This window comes from Labilibaculum euxinicum (assembly GCF_009795715.1).
GTDB classification, from domain to species: Bacteria; Bacteroidota; Bacteroidia; order Bacteroidales; family Marinifilaceae; genus Labilibaculum; species Labilibaculum euxinus.
This window is the reverse complement of the sequence record NZ_WTCR01000005.1, coordinates 170,626-189,959: the sequence shown is the minus strand read 5'-3', so window position 1 is coordinate 189,959 and position 19,334 is coordinate 170,626. Positions and strand designations below refer to the sequence as shown.

Annotated in this window: 18 protein-coding genes; 3 read left to right on the top strand and 15 right to left on the bottom strand. The window is 35.9% G+C overall.

Going from position 1 to position 19,334, the window contains the following annotated elements:
* Positions 1–3 precede the first annotated feature (3 nt).
* The 5 genes from GQR60_RS08280 to GQR60_RS08260 all read right to left on the bottom strand — a co-directional run bounded on the left by GQR60_RS08280 (position 4) and on the right by GQR60_RS08260 (position 5,318).
* Complete coding sequence (locus GQR60_RS08280; protein WP_124992463.1) at positions 4–1,407, bottom strand: TlpA family protein disulfide reductase; 1,404 nt, start codon at positions 1,405–1,407, stop codon at positions 4–6.
* A 24-nt stretch (positions 1,408–1,431) separates the two neighbouring features.
* On the bottom strand, positions 1,432–2,568 hold the full coding sequence (locus GQR60_RS08275; RefSeq protein WP_124992462.1) for a serine hydrolase domain-containing protein: 1,137 nt from the start codon (positions 2,566–2,568) through the stop codon (positions 1,432–1,434).
* 4 nt (positions 2,569–2,572) lie between these two features.
* Entirely contained in the window at positions 2,573–3,052 is a 480-nt protein-coding gene (gene coaD / locus GQR60_RS08270) for a pantetheine-phosphate adenylyltransferase (protein WP_124992461.1), read from the bottom strand.
* 61 nt (positions 3,053–3,113) lie between these two features.
* A complete protein-coding gene (locus GQR60_RS08265) occupies positions 3,114–3,914 on the bottom strand; it encodes an ABC transporter substrate-binding protein (RefSeq protein WP_124992460.1) in 801 nt (266 codons plus the stop codon).
* 267 nt (positions 3,915–4,181) lie between these two features.
* Complete coding sequence (locus GQR60_RS08260) at positions 4,182–5,318, bottom strand: DUF4369 domain-containing protein (RefSeq protein ID WP_124992459.1); 1,137 nt, start codon at positions 5,316–5,318, stop codon at positions 4,182–4,184.
* A gap of 378 nt (positions 5,319–5,696) precedes the next feature.
* On the opposite strand from GQR60_RS08260, the gene GQR60_RS08255 reads away from it, so the two are divergent.
* Entirely contained in the window at positions 5,697–6,815 is a 1,119-nt protein-coding gene (locus tag GQR60_RS08255) for a saccharopine dehydrogenase family protein (protein ID WP_124992458.1), read from the top strand.
* Between the two features lie 4 nt (positions 6,816–6,819).
* Here the strand turns inward: GQR60_RS08255 and hydF are convergent, their stop codons facing one another.
* The 6 genes from hydF to GQR60_RS08225 all read right to left on the bottom strand — a co-directional run bounded on the left by hydF (position 6,820) and on the right by GQR60_RS08225 (position 14,173).
* Positions 6,820–8,040 carry a [FeFe] hydrogenase H-cluster maturation GTPase HydF gene (hydF, locus tag GQR60_RS08250; RefSeq protein ID WP_124992457.1) on the bottom strand — a complete coding sequence of 407 codons (1,221 nt, stop codon included), beginning with the start codon at positions 8,038–8,040 and terminating at the stop codon, positions 6,820–6,822.
* Between the two features lie 16 nt (positions 8,041–8,056).
* The gene (locus GQR60_RS08245) at positions 8,057–9,502 is read right to left on the bottom strand and encodes a lyase family protein (protein ID WP_124992456.1); all 1,446 of its coding nucleotides are present in this window, start codon (positions 9,500–9,502) and stop codon (positions 8,057–8,059) included.
* A gap of 2 nt (positions 9,503–9,504) precedes the next feature.
* Complete coding sequence (locus GQR60_RS08240; RefSeq protein WP_124992455.1) at positions 9,505–10,668, bottom strand: sigma-54-dependent transcriptional regulator; 1,164 nt, start codon at positions 10,666–10,668, stop codon at positions 9,505–9,507.
* Positions 10,669–10,670: 2 nt separating this feature from the next.
* Positions 10,671–11,639, bottom strand: a complete 969-nt coding sequence (locus tag GQR60_RS08235) for a Ppx/GppA phosphatase family protein (protein WP_124992454.1) — start codon at positions 11,637–11,639, stop codon at positions 10,671–10,673.
* A 251-nt stretch (positions 11,640–11,890) separates the two neighbouring features.
* A complete protein-coding gene (locus GQR60_RS08230) occupies positions 11,891–13,231 on the bottom strand; it encodes an ABC transporter permease (RefSeq protein WP_124992453.1) in 1,341 nt (446 codons plus the stop codon).
* A gap of 18 nt (positions 13,232–13,249) precedes the next feature.
* The gene (locus GQR60_RS08225) at positions 13,250–14,173 is read right to left on the bottom strand and encodes an ABC transporter ATP-binding protein (RefSeq protein ID WP_124992452.1); all 924 of its coding nucleotides are present in this window, start codon (positions 14,171–14,173) and stop codon (positions 13,250–13,252) included.
* A gap of 316 nt (positions 14,174–14,489) precedes the next feature.
* On the opposite strand from GQR60_RS08225, the gene GQR60_RS08220 reads away from it, so the two are divergent.
* The gene (locus GQR60_RS08220) at positions 14,490–14,639 is read left to right on the top strand and encodes a hypothetical protein (protein ID WP_154675802.1); all 150 of its coding nucleotides are present in this window, start codon (positions 14,490–14,492) and stop codon (positions 14,637–14,639) included.
* Between the two features lie 121 nt (positions 14,640–14,760).
* On the opposite strand, the gene dnaJ is transcribed toward GQR60_RS08220, so the two are convergent.
* Together dnaJ and GQR60_RS08210 are read right to left on the bottom strand one after the other, a co-directional pair.
* Positions 14,761–15,918 carry a molecular chaperone DnaJ gene (dnaJ, locus tag GQR60_RS08215; RefSeq protein WP_124992451.1) on the bottom strand — a complete coding sequence of 386 codons (1,158 nt, stop codon included), beginning with the start codon at positions 15,916–15,918 and terminating at the stop codon, positions 14,761–14,763.
* 29 nt (positions 15,919–15,947) lie between these two features.
* Positions 15,948–16,562: a nucleotide exchange factor GrpE gene (locus GQR60_RS08210; protein WP_124992450.1), complete on the bottom strand. Its 615-nt coding sequence runs from the start codon at positions 16,560–16,562 to the stop codon at positions 15,948–15,950.
* A gap of 320 nt (positions 16,563–16,882) precedes the next feature.
* On the opposite strand from GQR60_RS08210, the gene GQR60_RS08205 reads away from it, so the two are divergent.
* Positions 16,883–17,326 carry a hypothetical protein gene (locus GQR60_RS08205; RefSeq protein ID WP_124992449.1) on the top strand — a complete coding sequence of 148 codons (444 nt, stop codon included), beginning with the start codon at positions 16,883–16,885 and terminating at the stop codon, positions 17,324–17,326.
* A gap of 49 nt (positions 17,327–17,375) precedes the next feature.
* Here the strand turns inward: GQR60_RS08205 and GQR60_RS08200 are convergent, their stop codons facing one another.
* The gene (locus tag GQR60_RS08200; protein WP_124992448.1) at positions 17,376–17,924 is read right to left on the bottom strand and encodes a peroxiredoxin family protein; all 549 of its coding nucleotides are present in this window, start codon (positions 17,922–17,924) and stop codon (positions 17,376–17,378) included.
* An 81-nt stretch (positions 17,925–18,005) separates the two neighbouring features.
* The gene (gene murA, locus GQR60_RS08195) at positions 18,006–19,316 is read right to left on the bottom strand and encodes a UDP-N-acetylglucosamine 1-carboxyvinyltransferase (RefSeq protein WP_124992447.1); all 1,311 of its coding nucleotides are present in this window, start codon (positions 19,314–19,316) and stop codon (positions 18,006–18,008) included.
* Between the last annotated feature and the right edge of the window lie 18 nt (positions 19,317–19,334).

Genomic DNA, 19,334 nt, shown 5'->3' with positions numbered 1-19,334 from the left:
GACCTATTTCCTATAAGCCTTTCTTGCTGCATCTCTGGCAATCTTAATAAATTCCAATTGAATATTTTCCTTTGGCCCCTGAGCAGGAGCTTTAACGATTTTACCTTCGGGATTAATAAGAATGTAAGTTGGAAAGGCTTTTACATTGTACTCCCCAAGCAGATGCTGTTGATCACCAATATGGATCATTGGCCAGTCAAGAGTCTTTTTTGATGTGAAATCAAGATATTTACTTACGTCCCAATCGCAGGCAATACTTAAAAATTCAATGTGTTCACCAAATTGTTTTTTCAGTTTCGCCATTTCTTTAAAATCCTGAAGGCAAGGATAACTTTCAGTGTTACAGAAATTCAGATATAAGAATTTCCCCTTGTAATTTGCTAATTGGTATTTTCCAATGGAGAAATCAGGAGCAGGGTAATTGGTATGCAAATGGGTAATTTTTCTGATGAAATTTTCACACAAATCCTGATTGTATTGGTTCGTGCTGTGATTTTTTAATTGTGACAGTATTTCAACCGTTTTGTTTCTGCTGTAGAATTTTCGGGAATAGGCATCAAATACCGATGTTGCAATAATCAATTCTCTGAATTGGATATTTTTATAAGCTGCATAATTCCGCATTAATTCATAAATATCACGGTAAGTGTTTTCTGATTTTAGAGCATTGGAAAGTTCCGAACTTTCTAACTGACTAAAATATCCGGTCAGGAAATTGCCGTACTGTTTTTTGTAAAGACTGGTGTAAGCAGAATTGTTTAGCTTGATTTCCTGATTTTCGAAATACTTTTCCTCAATTTTTACAAACGAAGCCGGGTAGGCCAGGTATTCAATAAATCCCAAACGATAGGTCAAATAATCTTGAAAAAAGGGATTGCTAATATCCCTATATTCCAGTTTTAGTTCTTCCGAGAATTTAATGCCTGGTGAATTCTCTTTTTTCCTGTAAATTTTATTAAAGTTTTGATTAACAAAAGGATCAATCTTGTCGTCCAGCTTACGAATTAATATATTAATATCATTTTGGCCGACATTCGCCACGCCAATAAGAAGTTCTTCCTGTTCAAAAAACGGATTCAATTTTTGTACAGGCGATAAATCTTTTTTAGGGGGTAATTTGATTTCGTACTCTTTGCCAGGTTCTAAATAGAGGAATCCTTTGTAAATACCAAGAGGTAGAAATACTAAGGTAACTTCATCGAGATCTAAATTGACAGAAAAGGAACCGTCAGCCGGAACAGTGAATTCTGTTATTGTTTTTTCTGAGTAGGTAAATACATCAGTATGATACTTGATCTCAATTTTTGATCCGGCATAACTTGTATTTGTACCATGAATGCGCACTGTATCTGCCAAAGAGACAGAAATTGAGACAAGCGACAAAAACAATAATAAAAGAATTCTCATTGGGGCAAATGCTTTGTGATGATTTTACTTGATTATTTTCATGGCAATGTCAACATACTTTGGAATATCTAAAGTGATCTGACCTTGCTTAATCTTGTCCTTTTGCTTTCCTAAACGAACAACAACAGCATTTTTTTCAGCAATGCTGTAAATATACTGACCGAGATGTCCTCTCATATAGGGAATATTCATCCTTGAATAAGGAAGAATCCAATACTGAAATCCGTAGAAATTTAACGGCTCCGTTTCTTCTTCATTTAAGAGATATGAAGCCGCTTTAGTTGCTTCCGTAATATATTCTTCCGATACCAATGGTACTCCATTCCATTTTCCTTTATTCAAAACCAGTTGTCCGAAACGGGCAGCATCTCTGGCGTTTGTATTGAAGCAGCAAAATGCTTTTTCATCTCCTTCTTTTTTATCCAAACTCCATAAAGCAGGTTGTGTTGCCTGCATTGGTTTCCAAAGCTTGCGTTCGGCATATTTTGCAATTGTTTCGCCTGTAGCTTCCTCTATAATGAACGATAAAAGTTGGGTGTTTCCACTTTGATATCTGAAACGAACCCCTGGTTTTTCAACCAGATGCTGATTGGTGGAAACTTCTCTTAATTTTTTGCCATAGTAAGCTTTTGTGGTAATTGATGTTGGACTGCTGTATGCTTCGTCCCAATCCAATCCAGAGCTCATGGTAAGTAGATTCTTAATGGTTATGTTGCCACGTTCATCTTCCGAAAACTCTTTAAGATATTTACCAACAGGATCATTTATAGAATTAATTTTCCCTTGATCAATAGCAATACCAATTAGTAAACTAACGATACTTTTTGTTGCGGAAAATAAATTGGAAAGTGATTCTGTTCCGTAATCTTCCCAATATTCTTCATATAAAACCTTACCATCCTGAATAACTAAATAAGCCACAGTTTCATTGTTTTCAAGATAAGCCCGATCAATAGAATCAAGCGTAAATTTATTATAGTTTGAATCTTCCGGCCAATCTTTACCATTTTCTACTGATACTTCCTTGTTTTCAAAAATGGTATAGTCATCAATGTTGGCATACCAATAAATAAGACTTGTTCTAAGGTAATTTGGAGCAATAAGCATCCATGCACCAGCTAGAATCAAAATAATGACAAGTATCTTTACGAGCTTAGACATAAGGTTATTGTTTGTATTTATAGGCTTCAGGATCTTTCACTTTGGGTAAAAACTGCAAGGCATTTCCACCGTGGCGGATGATATCCCTTACAATGGTGGAAGTAATAGGTGTATGCTCAGGAGTGGTTAACAGAAATATGGATTCCAATTCGAAAACCATTTTTTTATTGATTTGAGCGATGGCTCTTTCATATTCAAAATCAGCAGCCGTTCTAAGCCCTCGCAGTATAAATTTCGCATTTTTAGATTGGCAATATTCAACAGTTAATCCGCTGAATGTTTCTACCTCAATCTTTGGATTGTTCGCAAATGCCTCTTTTATCCACTGTATCCGCTTCTCAATTGGGAAAAACTGTTTTTTTTCTGAATTGTATCCAATACATATGATGATTTTATCAAATAAAGGTAGTGCTCTGGTCACAATTGATTCGTGTCCTACGGTAAAAGGGTCAAATGAACCCGGGAATATTGCAATGCGTTCCATTAAGTAGATTTTAAATACTAAACAAAAATAGTAAGAATTATTGTAACGATTTTTGCTTTGGTCAAGAGTTTATTTTTTGAATTAAATCCTTAAAATACTTTCCTGCTTTAAGCAGATGAGATTCAAACCAGGAAAACATTTCACCATCAACCAGTTCAATTTTTGTATTTGGCAATAGGTTCTGGATTTCCGGTATATGTTTTTGAGTAAAAGGAAATGGCTCCGATGATAAAAAGATTAGATCAGGATTAAGTGTCTGAATTTCTTCATCAGTTAGTTGTGGATACCTTGAATCGTTATCTTCAATTACATTTTTAAAACCGCATTTATCAATCATCGAATTAATAAATGTATCTTTTCCTGCTGCCATATATGGATTTTTCCAAATCAGATAAAGCACACTTAGCGAATTTTGCATGATTGGCAACTGCGAAAAACCGGCATGAATATGATTGGCAATTTCGAACGCTTTGGTTTCAGCTCCAACAATTTTACCGGTATTCAGAATGTTTTGGAGAGCTTCGTCATAATTGCGGACTTTGCATACATAAACTGTGAATTTGTCCATTAAGGCTTCAATCTGATTCTTACTGTTTTCTTCTTCGTTGGCAAATATTATATCCGGATCGAGTAAGTTAATCTTATCAAAGTATAAATCTTTTGGGCCTCCTATATTTGGGAGTTTGGCGATTTTGTCTTTGGGATATTTGCAAAATTTTGTTTTGGAAATAACACGGTCTCCCAATCCTAAATCAAATAGAAATTCGGTTGTGGATGGAACCGTAGAAATAATTCTTTTGGGAGGAAAAGGGATATTAATTTTCCTTCCCAAATCATCAGTGACTTTAATGAAATTTTCCATTCTTTACTATTTATTTCTTTGTACAAACAAAGAGAATATTTCCCATGTTTTTGAAGCCCGTAAATAATTTAAATCCTTCCTCTTCACATCTTCATGACTGAATTAATCCGAACAGTTTTTTTTCGGACTATCTGTTCTAATTCAGTATTATAATAGGGAGATATTTATCCTTCTTTCCAATTTCAGTAAATTATCGGGTATCGTATCCATATTTATTTTTGTTAGCAAGCAGATAAATATAGTTAATCAGAATTAGAATAAACTTCTTTAAGGTTTTGAAACAAACTTAGTCAGTTCCGATATCAGTAAGTTAGTATCAAAAATATTCTGATGATAAATAATTTTACCTTCTCGATTGACTAAAAATGCATGAAATTGTCGATCCAGATACTTAATAAGGTCAACACTGTTGTCTATGCTCTCTATTTCGATATATTCATGCGAGGAGTCAATAACGGGCCGCCACTGTTTCCATTCTTTTGTCCCTTGAACAGGAAGCAGGTTGTAGGATGAATTTCGAATAAGGCTTACCAGTTCAATCCCATTTTCTTTGCAGTTGGTCTGTAATTTATTTAAAGCTTGATAATTAGGCTCGTTTTTATCCGGAGTCCAGGCTCTCCAGATATAAAATAAGTAATACTGGGCTTTTCGGTCTGCAAAATTGTATTCTTGCCCTTTAAGTGTAATGGAGCTAAAGTCAGGGAATTCGTTTCTGGTGAAAATTTGTTCAATTGTTTCAACACGTTTGTTTAAATTCTGCACATAAATTCCGTTTGGGTTGGCTGTATTAAGAGTTTTCAAGTAGATTTTTACATCGTCTAAACTGCATTTGGCGCCAAAATATTCCTGAAAAATTAAATAAGACACAACTGGAGAAGATGCATAATTGTGAAAATATTCTTTCTTAAATTTATTCAGTCTTTTGTACTCAGCAAGCAGCATTTTCTTCTTAATTGAATCGGAATTTACTTCCGGTAATTCAAGATCATTGGCTATTTTTAATTTTTGCTGATTATTTTTCTGCAGTTTATCTTGAAAATCTTCGTATCGGTTTTGAGCTTCGGATCCCGTGAGTTTCTTGATCAGGAAATTGTGTTTAAACTCATCTTTATGAACCAATAGATTCATTTTGGATGGCGATATGAAAATTTTTGCCCGTCTGTTTTTAGATAATCCAAGTTGTGCAGCGAATGCATGATCTGTTTTTCCTGTAAACTGAAATTCACCGTTTTTTGTAACTACAGAGTCAAGAAGAATTACATTTTCCCCTGTTTCCTGATAAAGAAACAGAGTTTCGTTCTGAATTCCTCCTATCATTCCTTCCAGAATGAATTTTGTGTTTTGTGAATAAGATTTGAAAACGATACCTGAGATGAAAATGAAGATAACTACTGCTTTTTTCATATGCCTAAATTTGTTTTTTATTGCCACATGGAACTCGCCAACTCAGCCATCCTCGTGTGTGAGAAAAGTCTTCTCATGGCTCGTTTTATATGCTTATTATTTTACGCGGTCAATAGATCGTGTTCTTAATTGAATATTGATACTAAAGATAAGGATTCTTGATTTTAATTCTAATCATAAATTATACTACTAGTATGAAACTGATGAATTATTTTTTATTTGCTTCTTAAGTATTTGTAAATTAATGTGATTAATAATTATTTAGAGAGCAGCATGCGGAGAATAAAGTTTTCATTTTGTCATTGAAGCTATTATATCTGGATTTTTGTCTAATCCAGAACATGTGTCATGAATCAAAATAATATTATCCCGTAAATCATGAAAAAAATAACTGTATTGGGAGCTGGTTTGGTTGGTAAAGCTATCGCCATTGATCTAAGTGATTCATATGAGGTTACTTCTGTTGATCAGAATACGAATGCCTTGGAAAAGCTGGCTCGTTATCCAAAAATAAAAAAGAAAATTGCAGACTTAAGAGGGGAGGGAGTAATTCGGCGAATAGTTGCTGATTCGGATTTGGTAATTGGAGCTGTTCCGGGATTTATGGGATATTTCACCGTTGGGGAAGTTATAAAGGCAGGAAAAAATATGGTGGATATTTCCTTTTTTCCTGAAGATCCGTTTGCTCTGGATAATCTGGCAAAGAACAATGGAGTGTGTATTGTAACCGACTGTGGTGTGGCACCAGGTATGGGTAATATTATTCTTGGTTACCACAATGAAAAGATGAAGGTAGAGCGATTTAGATGCTTGGTTGGCGGATTACCAATGGAAAGAGAGTGGCCTTGGGAATACCGCGCTGTTTTTTCGCCTGCTGATGTAATTGAGGAGTATATCAGGCCAGCCCGGTATGTTCAATCTGGAGAGCTTGTAATTCGTGAGGCTTTGTCTGATCCTGAATTGGTTTATTTTGACAAGATTGGAACATTGGAAGCATGGAATTCGGATGGTTTGCGAAGCTTGATTAAGACCATAAAGGTTCCCAATATGATAGAGAAAACATTGCGTTACCCCGGAACAATTGAATATTTAAGAGTGTTGAGGGATACAGGGTATTTTTCCAGAGAGGAAATTGAGGTTTCGGGAAAGAAGGTGAGACCCATTGACTTGACTTCAAAATTATTATTCCCGAAATGGAAGTTGAAGCCTGGTGAACGTGAATTTACAGTAATGAGAGTGGAGGTTGAAGGAATTGAAAATGGATTGAATAAAAGATTTACTTACGATTTGTATGATGAATTTGATGTAAAAACAGGAATTACTTCCATGGCCAGAACCACTGGTTATACCTGTACAGCCGTTGCCAATATCTTATTGAAAGGGAAATTTCTGCGTAAAGGAATGAATCCACCGGAATATATTGGCAGGAATGAGGAGTGTTTCCAATTTATTTTTAATTATTTAAAGGATAGAGGGGTGACCTATTCTGTAAAATAATCGGTTACAAATAATCGATGGAAGAGTTTTCTGTTTTAGCAAATGGAGCAACTGCACGATTGTAAATTCCTTGAACATAGGCGATTGCCATTCCGTAATTTGTGACAGGTATTCCTGCATCTATGGCGGGTTGCAGACGATTGCCCAATTGTTTTGGGGTAATCATACAGCCGCCACATTGAATCAAAAGAGCATAATCCGTTATTTTTCCCGGAATTTCATCTAAACCGGCAATTACCACGAATTCCAGTTTTTTACCGGTAAAGTTGGAAATCCAGCGAGGAATTTTCACTCTTCCAATATCGTCACAAGAACTGTGATGAGTACAGCTTTCCAAGAGTATAATCTTATCACCATCAACTAGTTCCGAAATTTTTGGCGTTCCTTTTAAGTAAGCACTAAAATTTCCTTTGAAATGTGCCAGCATGATGCTGAAACTTGTTAATGGAATATCAGAAGGAATGGAAGCTCCGGCTTTTAAAAATACCTGACTATCGGTGACAACCAGCTTTGGTTTAATTCTGGTTTTACGTAAAAATGCATCAACTTCCCTTTCTTTTAAAACAATACACACAGCATCATTATCTAAAATATCTCTTATTGCCTGAACTTGCGGCAAAATCAATCTGCCTTCAGGAGCTTCAATATCAATTGGAGTTATTAAAAGAATTATATCGCCGTATGAGATCAAATCTCCCAAAAGTGAAGGAGTAGTATAGGCCGATTCGGGAATTGTTATTTTAATACTTTTAACAATAGGTTCGATATTGGCTTTGCAATTGGAAAAGTGAAGAATGTCTTTAGATCCGTACAGTTTCAGTAAATCAGTTGTTTGCTGATTCAAAATCTCAATGTCTTCTTTGTTGTGTATTGTAATGAAAGGAATATTTTGTTTGTTGAAATTATCAATCAGTCCCAATTCAAAATCACCAAAAGTATTTTGAGCGATTACAAGAACAGCAAGATCTATGATTTTTATGATCTGATTGGTTTTTGTGATCCGCTTTTTCCCCAACTCACCGGTATCATCAATTCCCGCCGTATCAATTAGAATAACCGGGCCAAATCCGGTAATTTCAAAAGACTTTTTTACCGGATCAGTTGTTGTGCCTGCAACATCCGAAACAATTGCAATATCTTGTCCGGCCAAAAAATTAATGAGAGTACTTTTCCCATTGTTTCTTCTTCCAAAAATTCCAATATGAGGACGTCTTTCTCTTCCCATTGTTTTCAGTTATCAGTTATCTATTCAGAGTTTCACCAATACGAAATCCCATTTTTAGCAATTCTTCCGGCTGAATTAGTTTGTTAAGTAATTCAGCCGTAACTAAATTTAGTTTGGCATTTGCTTCTCTAATTGATATTTGGTTGGTTTTCATTTCTTTGGCGAGATTGGATGCCTGATGATAGCCAATGTATGGTGATAAAGCTGTTGCAACAGATGGATTTTTTAGAATACTTTCTTCGAGAGGATTGGTTTTTATTTCCAATTCCCGAAATAAATTCCTGATCAAACTGTTGTTGGCTGCAATCAGTAGTTTTATGCTGTCAATTAAAGCATGACCGATTGAAGGTAAATAAGCATTTAACTCCAGACAGCCCTGTCCTGAAAGATTGCTAATCATCAGATCGTTAGCGTAAACTTTATGAGCAACACTGATCACAAATTCAGGAATTACCGGATTTATTTTTCCGGGCATAATGGAGCTGCCTACTTGTTTTTGAGGCAAATATACTTCGCGGTTCACAAATAAATCAGATCCCAGTAAACGGAGATCGGAAACCATTTTCTCCAAATTCACAGCATGAGCTTTTAGAGTCGCATGAACTTCTACAAAAGAATCCTGGTTCGCAGTTGCATCCGATAAATTCTCTGATCGGGTTATAGGCAAACCGGTTAATTTTTGAAGATTCGGAACCACTTCCATAATAAAAAACCGGGGAATTGACAGGCCTGTTCCAATGGCTCCGCCGCCTAAATTCACTTCTTTAATTCGTTCGAAGCATTTCGAAATTCTCCACCAATCTCTCGAAAGAGCATTGTTGTACGTACTAAATAATTTATCGTAAGAGGAAGGAACTGCAGCCTGCATTTGAGTATAAGCCTGGCGCAATACATTCCTGTATTTACTTTCTGTTTTTTCCACTTCCATACGAAGCGTGTTGATCGATTCTTCCAATTCCTGTAAGAGACGAATGCATGTTACTTTTAGAGAAGTGGGAATAACATCATTTGTGGATTGAAATACGTTGGCGTGTTCGAAAGGGTCGATGTCATGATATGAACCTGCAGGTTTTCCAATATTTTGAAGAGCCCGGTTGGAAATTATTTCGTTTACATTCATGTTGATGCTTGTGCCGGCACCGCCTTGAATTGCAGGAATTATAAAATGCTCAAAGTGTTTTCCTGCATTAATTTCAATCGAGACTTTTTCCAATTCTTCAATTAAATTGGATTCGATTAATTGAAAAGGAAATTCTTCATTCGGAAATTTGTCTTGAATCGCTTTTAAAAAGCTTGAATAAGTTTGGTAACAGGCTTGTTTCACAATACCAATGGCCATAAACCACTCTTTATGAAAGGTTGTTTGGTCTGGGAAATTTTCTTTGGCCCGAAGAGAATGAATTCCCCAAAGAGCATCTTTTGGAATTTCCCTTTGTCCTATAAAATCAGATTCGGTTCTCATGATCAGCTTGAAGATTTGGTATAGGATTTTACATCCTCTGCTGAAATTTTTTCCTGGCCCAGAATGATCAATCGCTCAATTATATTTCTGAATTCACGTATGTTCCCTGTGTAGTTGATTTTTTGCAATTCTTTGATTGCTTCTTCATCAATACTTTTTTGTGGTACTCCCATTTCTCCGCAAATTGTCTCAATAAAATGATTCGCCAACAGTGGAATATCTTCGGTTCTGTCGTTTAAAGGAGGAACAGATATCAAGATAACGCTCAGTCGATGGTATAAATCTTCCCGGAAATTATTGTTTTCAATTTCTTCGGCTAAATTTTTATTTGTCGCAGCAATAACCCTAACGTTTACATTTATTTCTTTATCTCCACCAACGCGGGTAATTCTGTTTTCCTGTAATGCGCGTAAAACTTTTGCTTGCGCAGATAAGCTCATATCACCAATTTCATCTAAAAAAAGAGTACCGCCGTCGGCCAATTCGAATTTCCCTTTGCGTTGCTTAATTGCCGAAGTAAATGATCCTTTTTCGTGACCGAAAAGTTCACTTTCTATTAATTCTGAAGGTATTGCGGCACAGTTTACTTCAACAAACGGACATTTTGAACGGTTACTTTGTTCGTGAATACGATGAGCGACCAATTCTTTACCCGTTCCATTTGGACCGGTAATCAGAACTCTTGCATCGGTTGGAGCCACTTTGTCAATCATGCTGTTAACTGATTCCAGAACTCCTGAAGCTCCAATCATTTCATATTTCTTGCTGACTTTTCGTTTTAGAACCTTAGTTTCTGTAATCAATTTTGATTTGTCCATGGCATTTCGAATTGTGATCAAAATGCGATTCAAATCCAAGGGTTTCTCAAGAAAATCAAAAGCTCCTTTTTTAATGGATTCTACTGCAGTATCAATATTTCCATGTCCCGAAATCATGATAACAGGAGTATCTAATCCAAGTTCTTGAATTTTTTCAAGAACTTCAATTCCATCCATTTGCGGCATTTTAATATCGCACAAAACAACATCAAATTCATCTGATTTGGCCAATTCAATTCCTTCAAGGCCATTTTCGGCAAGACTTATTTCATAATCTTCGTAACTCAAAATTTCTTTTAGAGTGTTTCGAATACTCTTCTCGTCGTCGATAATCAGAATTTTTGACATGCTTATTTTTTTGTTTCTATAGTTTTGTCTCTGTCTGCAGTATTGGTATTTTTCTGGATATACTCAAAAAGAGCACCCTCTTTTAGAGCAAAAGAAGATTGGAACAATTTACTAATTCCGGATTCTTTAACCAGATAATTAATGAAGATACTGGCTATAACGATCAGATCAACACGAACAGGATCCATTCCCGGCATTTGTTCTCTTTCTTCAAGACTCGAAGCCAAAAATAATTGGTGTAATTTGAAAAAATCTTTTAGCTTAATCTCAAAATGTGTTGTTGGAAAGCCATTCAGTTCAGGGCTGTTTGCCACTAATACTTGTTTGAATGTGTCGAATGATCCGGAGGAACCGATTAATGTTTTTACAGAGTGGATGTCCAAAGCTTCAAATAAATCGGTCATCTGAGATTTAAGATACTCTTCAATATCCTTTATCATATTTTTATTAATAGGATCAGTAGGATTGAATTTCTCCAATAAACGAGTCATTCCTAAAGGGTAACTGTTTTTCCAAAATATCTTTTCGTTATTGGCAATTATTATCTCGTTACTGCCACCACCAATATCAAGAATTGCTACAACTTCATGATTTAATTCAATCGCTTTTTTTGTCCCTGAAAAAATCAAATCGGCTTCTCTGTCTCCCGAAATTATTTCGATATTGACATGGTACTTTTCTTCAATTAATTTTACAAATTCACTGCCATTCTCGGCAGATCTGATTGCAGAGGTGGCAAATGCAAGGGTTTTTGATACTTCAAATTGATTCGATATTTCTGTTATCGTATCAAAGGCATTTTTAGCTCTTTCAATTGCTTCATCAGTAATTATATTATTGTTGATGCCGCCTTTCCCTATTTTTGTTGCGTATTTTGAACGGTTCAGAATTTTTGGGATTCCGGTTTCATCCCATTCTGCAACAAGCAAATTAAATGTATTCGTTCCTAAATCTATTACAGAAATTCGCATGAATTACTATTTGGTTGAGTTAATTGTCTGATTTATTAGTGTTTCCTGAAATAGCTATTTAACTTTTCAAGATTCAATTTAAAACCGAAGATAGTAAAAACTTTGTTCTCGGCTTGTAATTTTTGACGGGCTTATTACGATGAATAAGTTTTTTTAACGTTTAAGGATTCTCCAAAAATCATGCCTGTTATCTATTTGTGAAAAATGCCTCATAAAATGAGGCATTTACAAAGGTCATTATCTGTTTCTTTCTAATTATGATAGCGAAGCCATTTCCAAATTTCTTTGTAGGAAACTTTCTTTCCATACATTAAAATTCCGGTTCTGTATATTTTTGCTGCAATCCAGGTAACAAAAAGGAAAGTTCCTATAAGTGTTACCATAGAGAGTAATAATTCCCATACCGGAACTCCATATGGAATTCTAACAAGCATCACTATTGGAGAGGTTAATGGGATAATTGATCCCCAAAAGGCAAGACTGCCTTCAGGATTTTTCGCAACAGCAAAACCAATATACATGGCCAATATCAGAGGAATCGTTATTGGAAGCATAAATTGCTGTGTTTCAGTTTCATTATCAACGGCACTGCCAACAGCGGCAAAAAGTGCAGAATATAATAAATAGCCGCCAAGGAAAAAGAAGATAAATGCACCAAGAATTCCGGCAACATATCCAAAGTCAAAAGTACCCAATAAATCCTGAGCCATTTTTAACTGGTCAGCATTTAATGAAGCAGCACCCTGAGGCAATTCCGAAAGAGTTTTGGCTTGCTGTAACGAATCCATATCAACACCTGGCAATACTACTGCAGTGCCAATAGAGATAATTATGCCGGAAAGAATTACCCACATAATAAATTGAGTTAAGCCAACCATGGCAACACCAACGATTTTCCCCATCATCAGTTGAAATGGTTTTACCGATGAAATTATCACCTCAACAATTCGATTGCTTTTTTCTTCGATCACCCCTCGCATTACCTGCACACCATACAGAAAGATGAACATGTAAATGATGAAGCTGGATATAAATCCAATGGCCATTGCTATTTCCGTAGAGCTTTGTTTTACTTCTCCGCCTTCGCCAAATTTGATGGTTTTCATGGAAATAGGAGTTCTGGTTGCAGCCAGTTTCTCTTCTAAATCGGGCATTTTAGCCTGAGCGATAATTTTTGATCGTTTAAGTTGCTCAATATGATCTCGAAGTTGGGAACCGGCTTCCGATTTTACTTCCATTGTTACCTGTTTGTAAGAGAACAATTCTGCCGTTTTGCTCTCCAAAATATTTTCAGGAATTAACAGAATGGCATAGTAGTCTTTCTCTTCCATTTGAGCTTTAGCATCTTCAAAACTAGTATCATTTATGTATTTGAAGGTGGTGAAGTCCTTGGATTGTACCGGCTCAACTAATTGCGATTCATTAATCACAGCAATAGTTCTGCTCTCAGTATCGTCTTTAAGCATCATCCAAATCATGAATGCATAAATACCGGCAATTAAAACAGGAGTTAAAAAGGTTAAAATGAGGAATGATCTTTTCTTTACTCTGGAAAGATATTCTCTTTTTATAATGATGAAAATTTTATTCATTTTTAAAGGTGTTTCGGGTTAGATTTTTTTGTTTTCATTCACAACTCGAATGAAGATGTCATTCATACTGGGAATGATTTCGCTAAAGGAAACGATGTTTAAATAGGGGAGTAATTGTGCCAATAACTCATTGGATGTAGAACCATTATTTAATTTTATGGTAAGAGTGTTGTGCTCAAGTCCTTTTTGTTGTTCAACAATTTCAAAATCCGGATTCAGAACTTGCTCCAGTTTGTCAAATTCACCAGTATAAGTTAGTTCATAGGTATTGGTTCGATACTTCTTTTTGATCTGATCAACCGGTCCGTCCAGTATTTTTTCCGATTTGTTGATCAGTGCAATGTGATCACAAATTTCTTCAACAGATCCCATATTGTGTGTCGAGAAAATGATGGTTGCCCCTTTGTCGCGAAGCTCCAGAATTTCTTTTTTAAGCAGATTGGCGTTGATCGGATCGAAACCACTAAATGGTTCGTCGAAGATCAGTAATTCTGGTTCATGCAGAATAGTAACAATAAACTGTATTTTTTGCTGCATTCCTTTCGAAAGCTCTTCTACTTTTTTGTCCCACCATTGAAGAATATCAAACTTGTCGAACCAGACTTTCAGCTTTTTTGTCGCTTCCTTTTGGTTCATTCCTTTAAGCTGAGCCAGATAAACAGCCTGTTCTCCAACCTTCATTTTTTTATACAAACCTCTTTCTTCAGGAAGGTATCCAATTCGGGTGATATCATTGGGGACTAAAGGGTTGCCATTAAATAAAACCACTCCTGAGTCAGGGCCGGTTATTTGGTTTATAATTCGGATTAAGGTTGTTTTTCCTGCACCATTTGGTCCCAGCAGACCGAAAATACTTCCTTTTGGAACGGAGATACTTACTTTGTTTAAAGCTTTGTGCCCTGCGTACTGTTTAACAATGTCTTTTGCTTCGAAAAATGCCATGTATATTTGGGTTTGGTGACACTAAAATTTCAATTGAAAACTAAAGTAATCAATTTAGAGAAATCCAACATATAAAATCGATGTAAAGAAGATTGGACAGGTTTTTAATTTGGTTTTGTACGATGTAATTTGCAGTGGATTGTTTTGATCAAAATCAGATAAATATTCGGATTAATCTGGGCTGATTTTGTTTAACTCATAATTTCCTCTCTTCGGATAGGCAATTTTCCTGTTGATTAAGGATGCTTCCCACTTGCAGAGGGAAATTTCCCCTTTAACACAGCAACTTGCCTATGGCGAAAGGAATATTCCCACAATGAGAGGGAATCATGCTGCTGATTCGGAGAAACTTGCCTGTTTGGGAGGAAAGCTTGCCTCTCCAGATAGAAAGCATGCCTTATCATATAGAATGATTGCAGAGGAAAGAGTGGCGCTGAACTCTCGAAACAGGATACCCGCAACCTGAAGCAGGAAGTTTGCTGTTTTGTTCATCAATTTGCTCTTCGGGTTTGCAATTTGGGCAGATGAAAAAAGAGATCACCTTTTATTAGATGATCTCTTTCTTTATGGATTCTATATCTTAATTCTTAATCGAAAAAGTTCTTTACTTTTTTGAAAAAGCTTTTTTCATGAGCGGTGGGCTTAGGAGTAAAGCTTTCAGAGATTTGCAGTTTTTCTAAAATTTTCTTTTCGTCTTTGGAAATGGAGTTCGGTATCCAAACATTAATTTTAACCAATAAATCTCCTCGTCCGTAACCATTAATATCAGGCAGACCTTTACCTCTTAAGCGAAGTATTTTCCCAGGTTGAGTACCTGCATCAATTTTCACTTTCACCTTGTTTTCAATCGTAGGAATCTCAACGGCAGTGCCTAAAATTGAATCAGGAATGCTAATAAACAGATTGTATAAAAGATCGTTTTCATCACGAATTAATTCCGGATGCTCCTCTTCATGAACAAGAATTAATAAATCACCATTTACTCCACCCCGGCGAGCTGCATTTCCTCTTCCGCTAACCGACAGCTGCATTCCTTCTGCAACTCCGGCAGGAATATTAATTGTGATTACTTCTTCGTCCTGAACAATTCCTTCTCCGGCACAACTGGTACATTTATTTGTGATAATTTTTCCTTCACCACCACAAGTCGGACAAGTGGAAGATGTTTGCATTTGCCCAAGTATTGTATTCTGGATACGTGTAACCTGACCAGAACCGTGACAGGTAGAACAAGTAGAAAATGAAGATCCGTCTTTTGCTCCTGATCCACTACAGGATTTACATTCAACCTGTTTTTTAACCTTTATCTTCTTTTCAACACCTTCAGCAATTTCTTTCAATGTCAGCTTAACCTTAACTCTTAGGTTGCTGCCACGGTTTACTCTTCTTGAGCTGCGGCCTCCGCCGCCAAATCCACCGCCAAAGAAAGATCCGCCACCGCCGCCAAATATGTCGCCAAAGTGAGAGAAAATATCTTCCATGTTCATTCCACCACCACCGAAACCACCTCCGGCTGAACCGCTCATTCCCGAATGGCCAAATTGATCGTATCGCTGACGTTTTTCAGGATTACTTAAAACTTCATAAGCTTCTGCAGCCTCTTTAAAGTTTTCTTCAGCTTGCTTGTCATCCGGATTTTTATCGGGGTGAAACTGAATGGCTTTTTTACGGTATGCTTTTTTTAATTCGGCTTCCGAGGCTGACTTGGAAACTCCCAACACTTCATAATAATCTCTTTTCGACATCTTTTTCTCAGCTTAGATTTTGAACTTCCTTATTCTCCTACAACAACTTTGGCAAAACGAATTACTTTGTCATGAAGGAAATATCCTTTTTCAACACAGTCAACAACTTTTCCTTTCAACTCCTTGGTTGGAGCAGGGATTTTAGTAATTGCCTCGTGGATGTCGGTATCAAAAGCCTGATTTACAGCTTCAATTTCTTTTATTCCATTTTGAGTAACAAATTCTTTGAAATTGCCATAAATCAAATGAACACCATCTTTTATCGCATCAATGTCTTTTGCTGCATCAATAGATTGTAAGGCGCGTTCGAAGTTATCCATAACAGGAAGAATATTGATAAGAATCTTTTCTCCGCCCGATTTGGTCAGTTCCATCTTCTCTTTTAAAGTTCTTTTGCGATAGTTGTCAAATTCAGCTGACAAACGTACATACTTGTCACTAATTTCCTGAAGTTGGATTGTTAATTCGGCAAGCTCGTCTGCTTTTTTTTCTTTCGAAGATTTCTTGGTTTTCTTCGTATCCTTATTTTCTTCAATCTTTGATTCTTCCTTTTTACAGGTCTCTTCTACTGTTTGGTTTTCAGTAGTTTCTATATCTTTATCTTTCAATTCTTCTTTATTTGATTTGCTTTTATCTTTTGTCATTTTTCAATGATTTTTATCGTTTTAGTTTTTGTTACCCGGCAGTAAATACAAATAGTCTGCCAATGTGCTGTCTTCCGACAAATTGGCACAAAGATAGAATTTGTAATTATAAGTTGTTCATTTTTATTTTTTTTGCAAAATGAGGGTGCCTTATTGTATGTTGTGATTATTAATCGATAAGCCTATGTTGAGAGTTTTGTGTCCTATTACTCCAAAATGTAGCATTATTCAAATAAATTGTTCGAAATTCTTTCGGAAATCTTATATTTAGGTTTTAGGCTGTTAAATAAGAGTGCGATAATAACCGAAAATTTGCCAGGATGAAAATTGTAATTGATAATGATGATTTTTGTATTCGAGTATATTCTAATGTAGCGTATCTAAAAGTTATGGGAATGCAGGACGAGGAGGCTGCTTATTTTTTCTCAAGTGCAATTGATCAAATGTTGGAAGAATATTCTTACAAAGATCTGGCGTCTGTTTGTGATTTGAGAGATTTAATTATATCATCACCTGAAATAGCCGGGATAATAAATAATGCAATTCGTAAGCTCACCTATCAATTAAAGTATAAGTATAATGCAGTGATTGTTAGTCCTAAGTTTGGACAAATTGTAAGAGCGTATGTTTTTTCTTTTTATTTAAGGGATACAAATTTAAAGACACATGTATTTAGTCGGGAGGATAAAGCGATTAAGTGGATTGAAAGTAAAGGCTTCTGTGTTGAAGAGATTAAGATGTTTTTAATGAAATATCAGGAATGAAAAGTGCCATTCAAATTTATGAATGGCACTTTTATATCTTTAAAGATTATTACTTTTTTTGGTAGTACTGAAGAATTAATTCTAATTTCTCACCTCTTAGGTTTTTCGCTAAAATAATTCCATTTCCATCAATTAAAAAGTTAGAAGGGATGGAGTTAATGCCAAATTTGTTTGATGTTGGAGAGTGCCATCCCTTAAGTTCACTAACGTGATAATCCCAGTCAAGTTTATCTTTAGCTACTGCAGCTTTCCAGTTTGCTTGTTTGGTATCAAGAGAAAAACTATAAATTGTAAATCCTTTACCATTTTTAAAACTGGCGTCTTTAAATTTATTGTATGCGTTTACAATTCTGGGGTTTTCTGCACGGCAAGGAGGGCACCATGAAGCCCAAAAATCGACTAAAACCAATTTGCCTTCCAATGAGCTTAATTTTATGTCTTTTCCGGCTATTGATTTTGCTGTAATATCCGGTAATTTATTCCCAATTTCATAGCCTTCTTTTACATCTTTTCCTTCAGTAGTCTTTAACGTTCCGGCAAAAGTGGATAAAGAAAAAAGAAAGGAGAATAATATCAAGCCTAATTTTATTTTTTTCATAACTCAAAATTTTAACTGTAACTAACAATTTCTATTTCTCTAAATTAATTAGATATCCTTATTTAAAATGTTAATAAATAGTTAATTACTGATTCTTTTAATGCTGGCACCAATTGCATTCAGTCGCAGGTCAATATTTTCGTAACCTCTGTCTATCTGATCTATATTATGAATTGTACTTTTTCCATCGGCAGAAAGTGCAGCAATAAGAAGGGCAACACCTGCTCTAATATCCGGCGAAACCATGGTTGTTGGTCGTAGCCCCTGTCTTTGATTTAAACCAATAACAGTAGCTCTGTGCGGATCGCAAAGAATGATCTGAGCTCCCATGTCAATTAGTTTATCTGTAAAGAACAAACGACTTTCGAACATTTTTTGGTGAATTAATATGCTTCCTTTGGCTTGAGTTGCTACCACAAGAAATACACTTAGTAAATCAGGAGTAAGTCCTGGCCAGGGAGCATCTGCAATCGTGAGAATTGAACCGTCAATAAAGGTTTCAATTTGATAATTTTCCTGCTTTGGAATGTAAATGTCATCGCCTCTTAATTCCATTTTTACACCTAAGCGTTTAAATGCACCAGGAATCATCCCCAGTTCGTGATAGGCAACATCTTTTATTGTAATTTCGGATTTAGTCATTACCGCAAGTCCAATAAAACTGCCTATTTCAATCATATCCGGAAGTACTCTATGCTCACATCCACATAAAGAAGTAACTCCTTCAATGGATAAAAGATTTGAACCAACACCGCTTATTTTTGCACCCATCGATATCAGCATTTTACACAATTGCTGTATGTAAGGTTCACAGGCGGCGTTGTATATTGTTGTTGTACCTTTGGCCATTACTGCGGCCATAATAATGTTTGCAGTTCCTGTAACTGAAGCTTCGTCGAGGAGTAAATAGCAACCTTTTAATTCTTTGGCTTCAACACGATAGAAATTTTCATCCTGGTTAAAATTGAATTTGGCACCTAATTTTTCAAAACCTAAAAAGTGTGTATCCAGACGCCGTCTTCCTATTTTGTCTCCGCCCGGGCGAGGAATATATCCTTTGCCAAATCGCGCCAATAAAGGACCAATAATCATTATTGAACCCCTTAATGATGATCCCTTGCTTGCGAATTCAGGAGAATTTAGATAGTCAAGATTAATGTTTTTTGCTTCGAAAGAATAAGTGTTTTTAGATTCCTGATTAACCTTAACTCCAAGTTCCGACAGCAATTCAATTAACTTATTAACATCTAGTATGTTTGGTATATTATGGATGGTTACCTTTTCTTCAGTTAAAAGAGTGGCGCATAAAATCTGAAGGGCTTCATTTTTTGCCCCTTGCGGGGTTAATTCTCCCTTTAACGATTTACCTCCAATAATTTCGAAAGTGCTCATTGGCTGCTATTTTTGGTG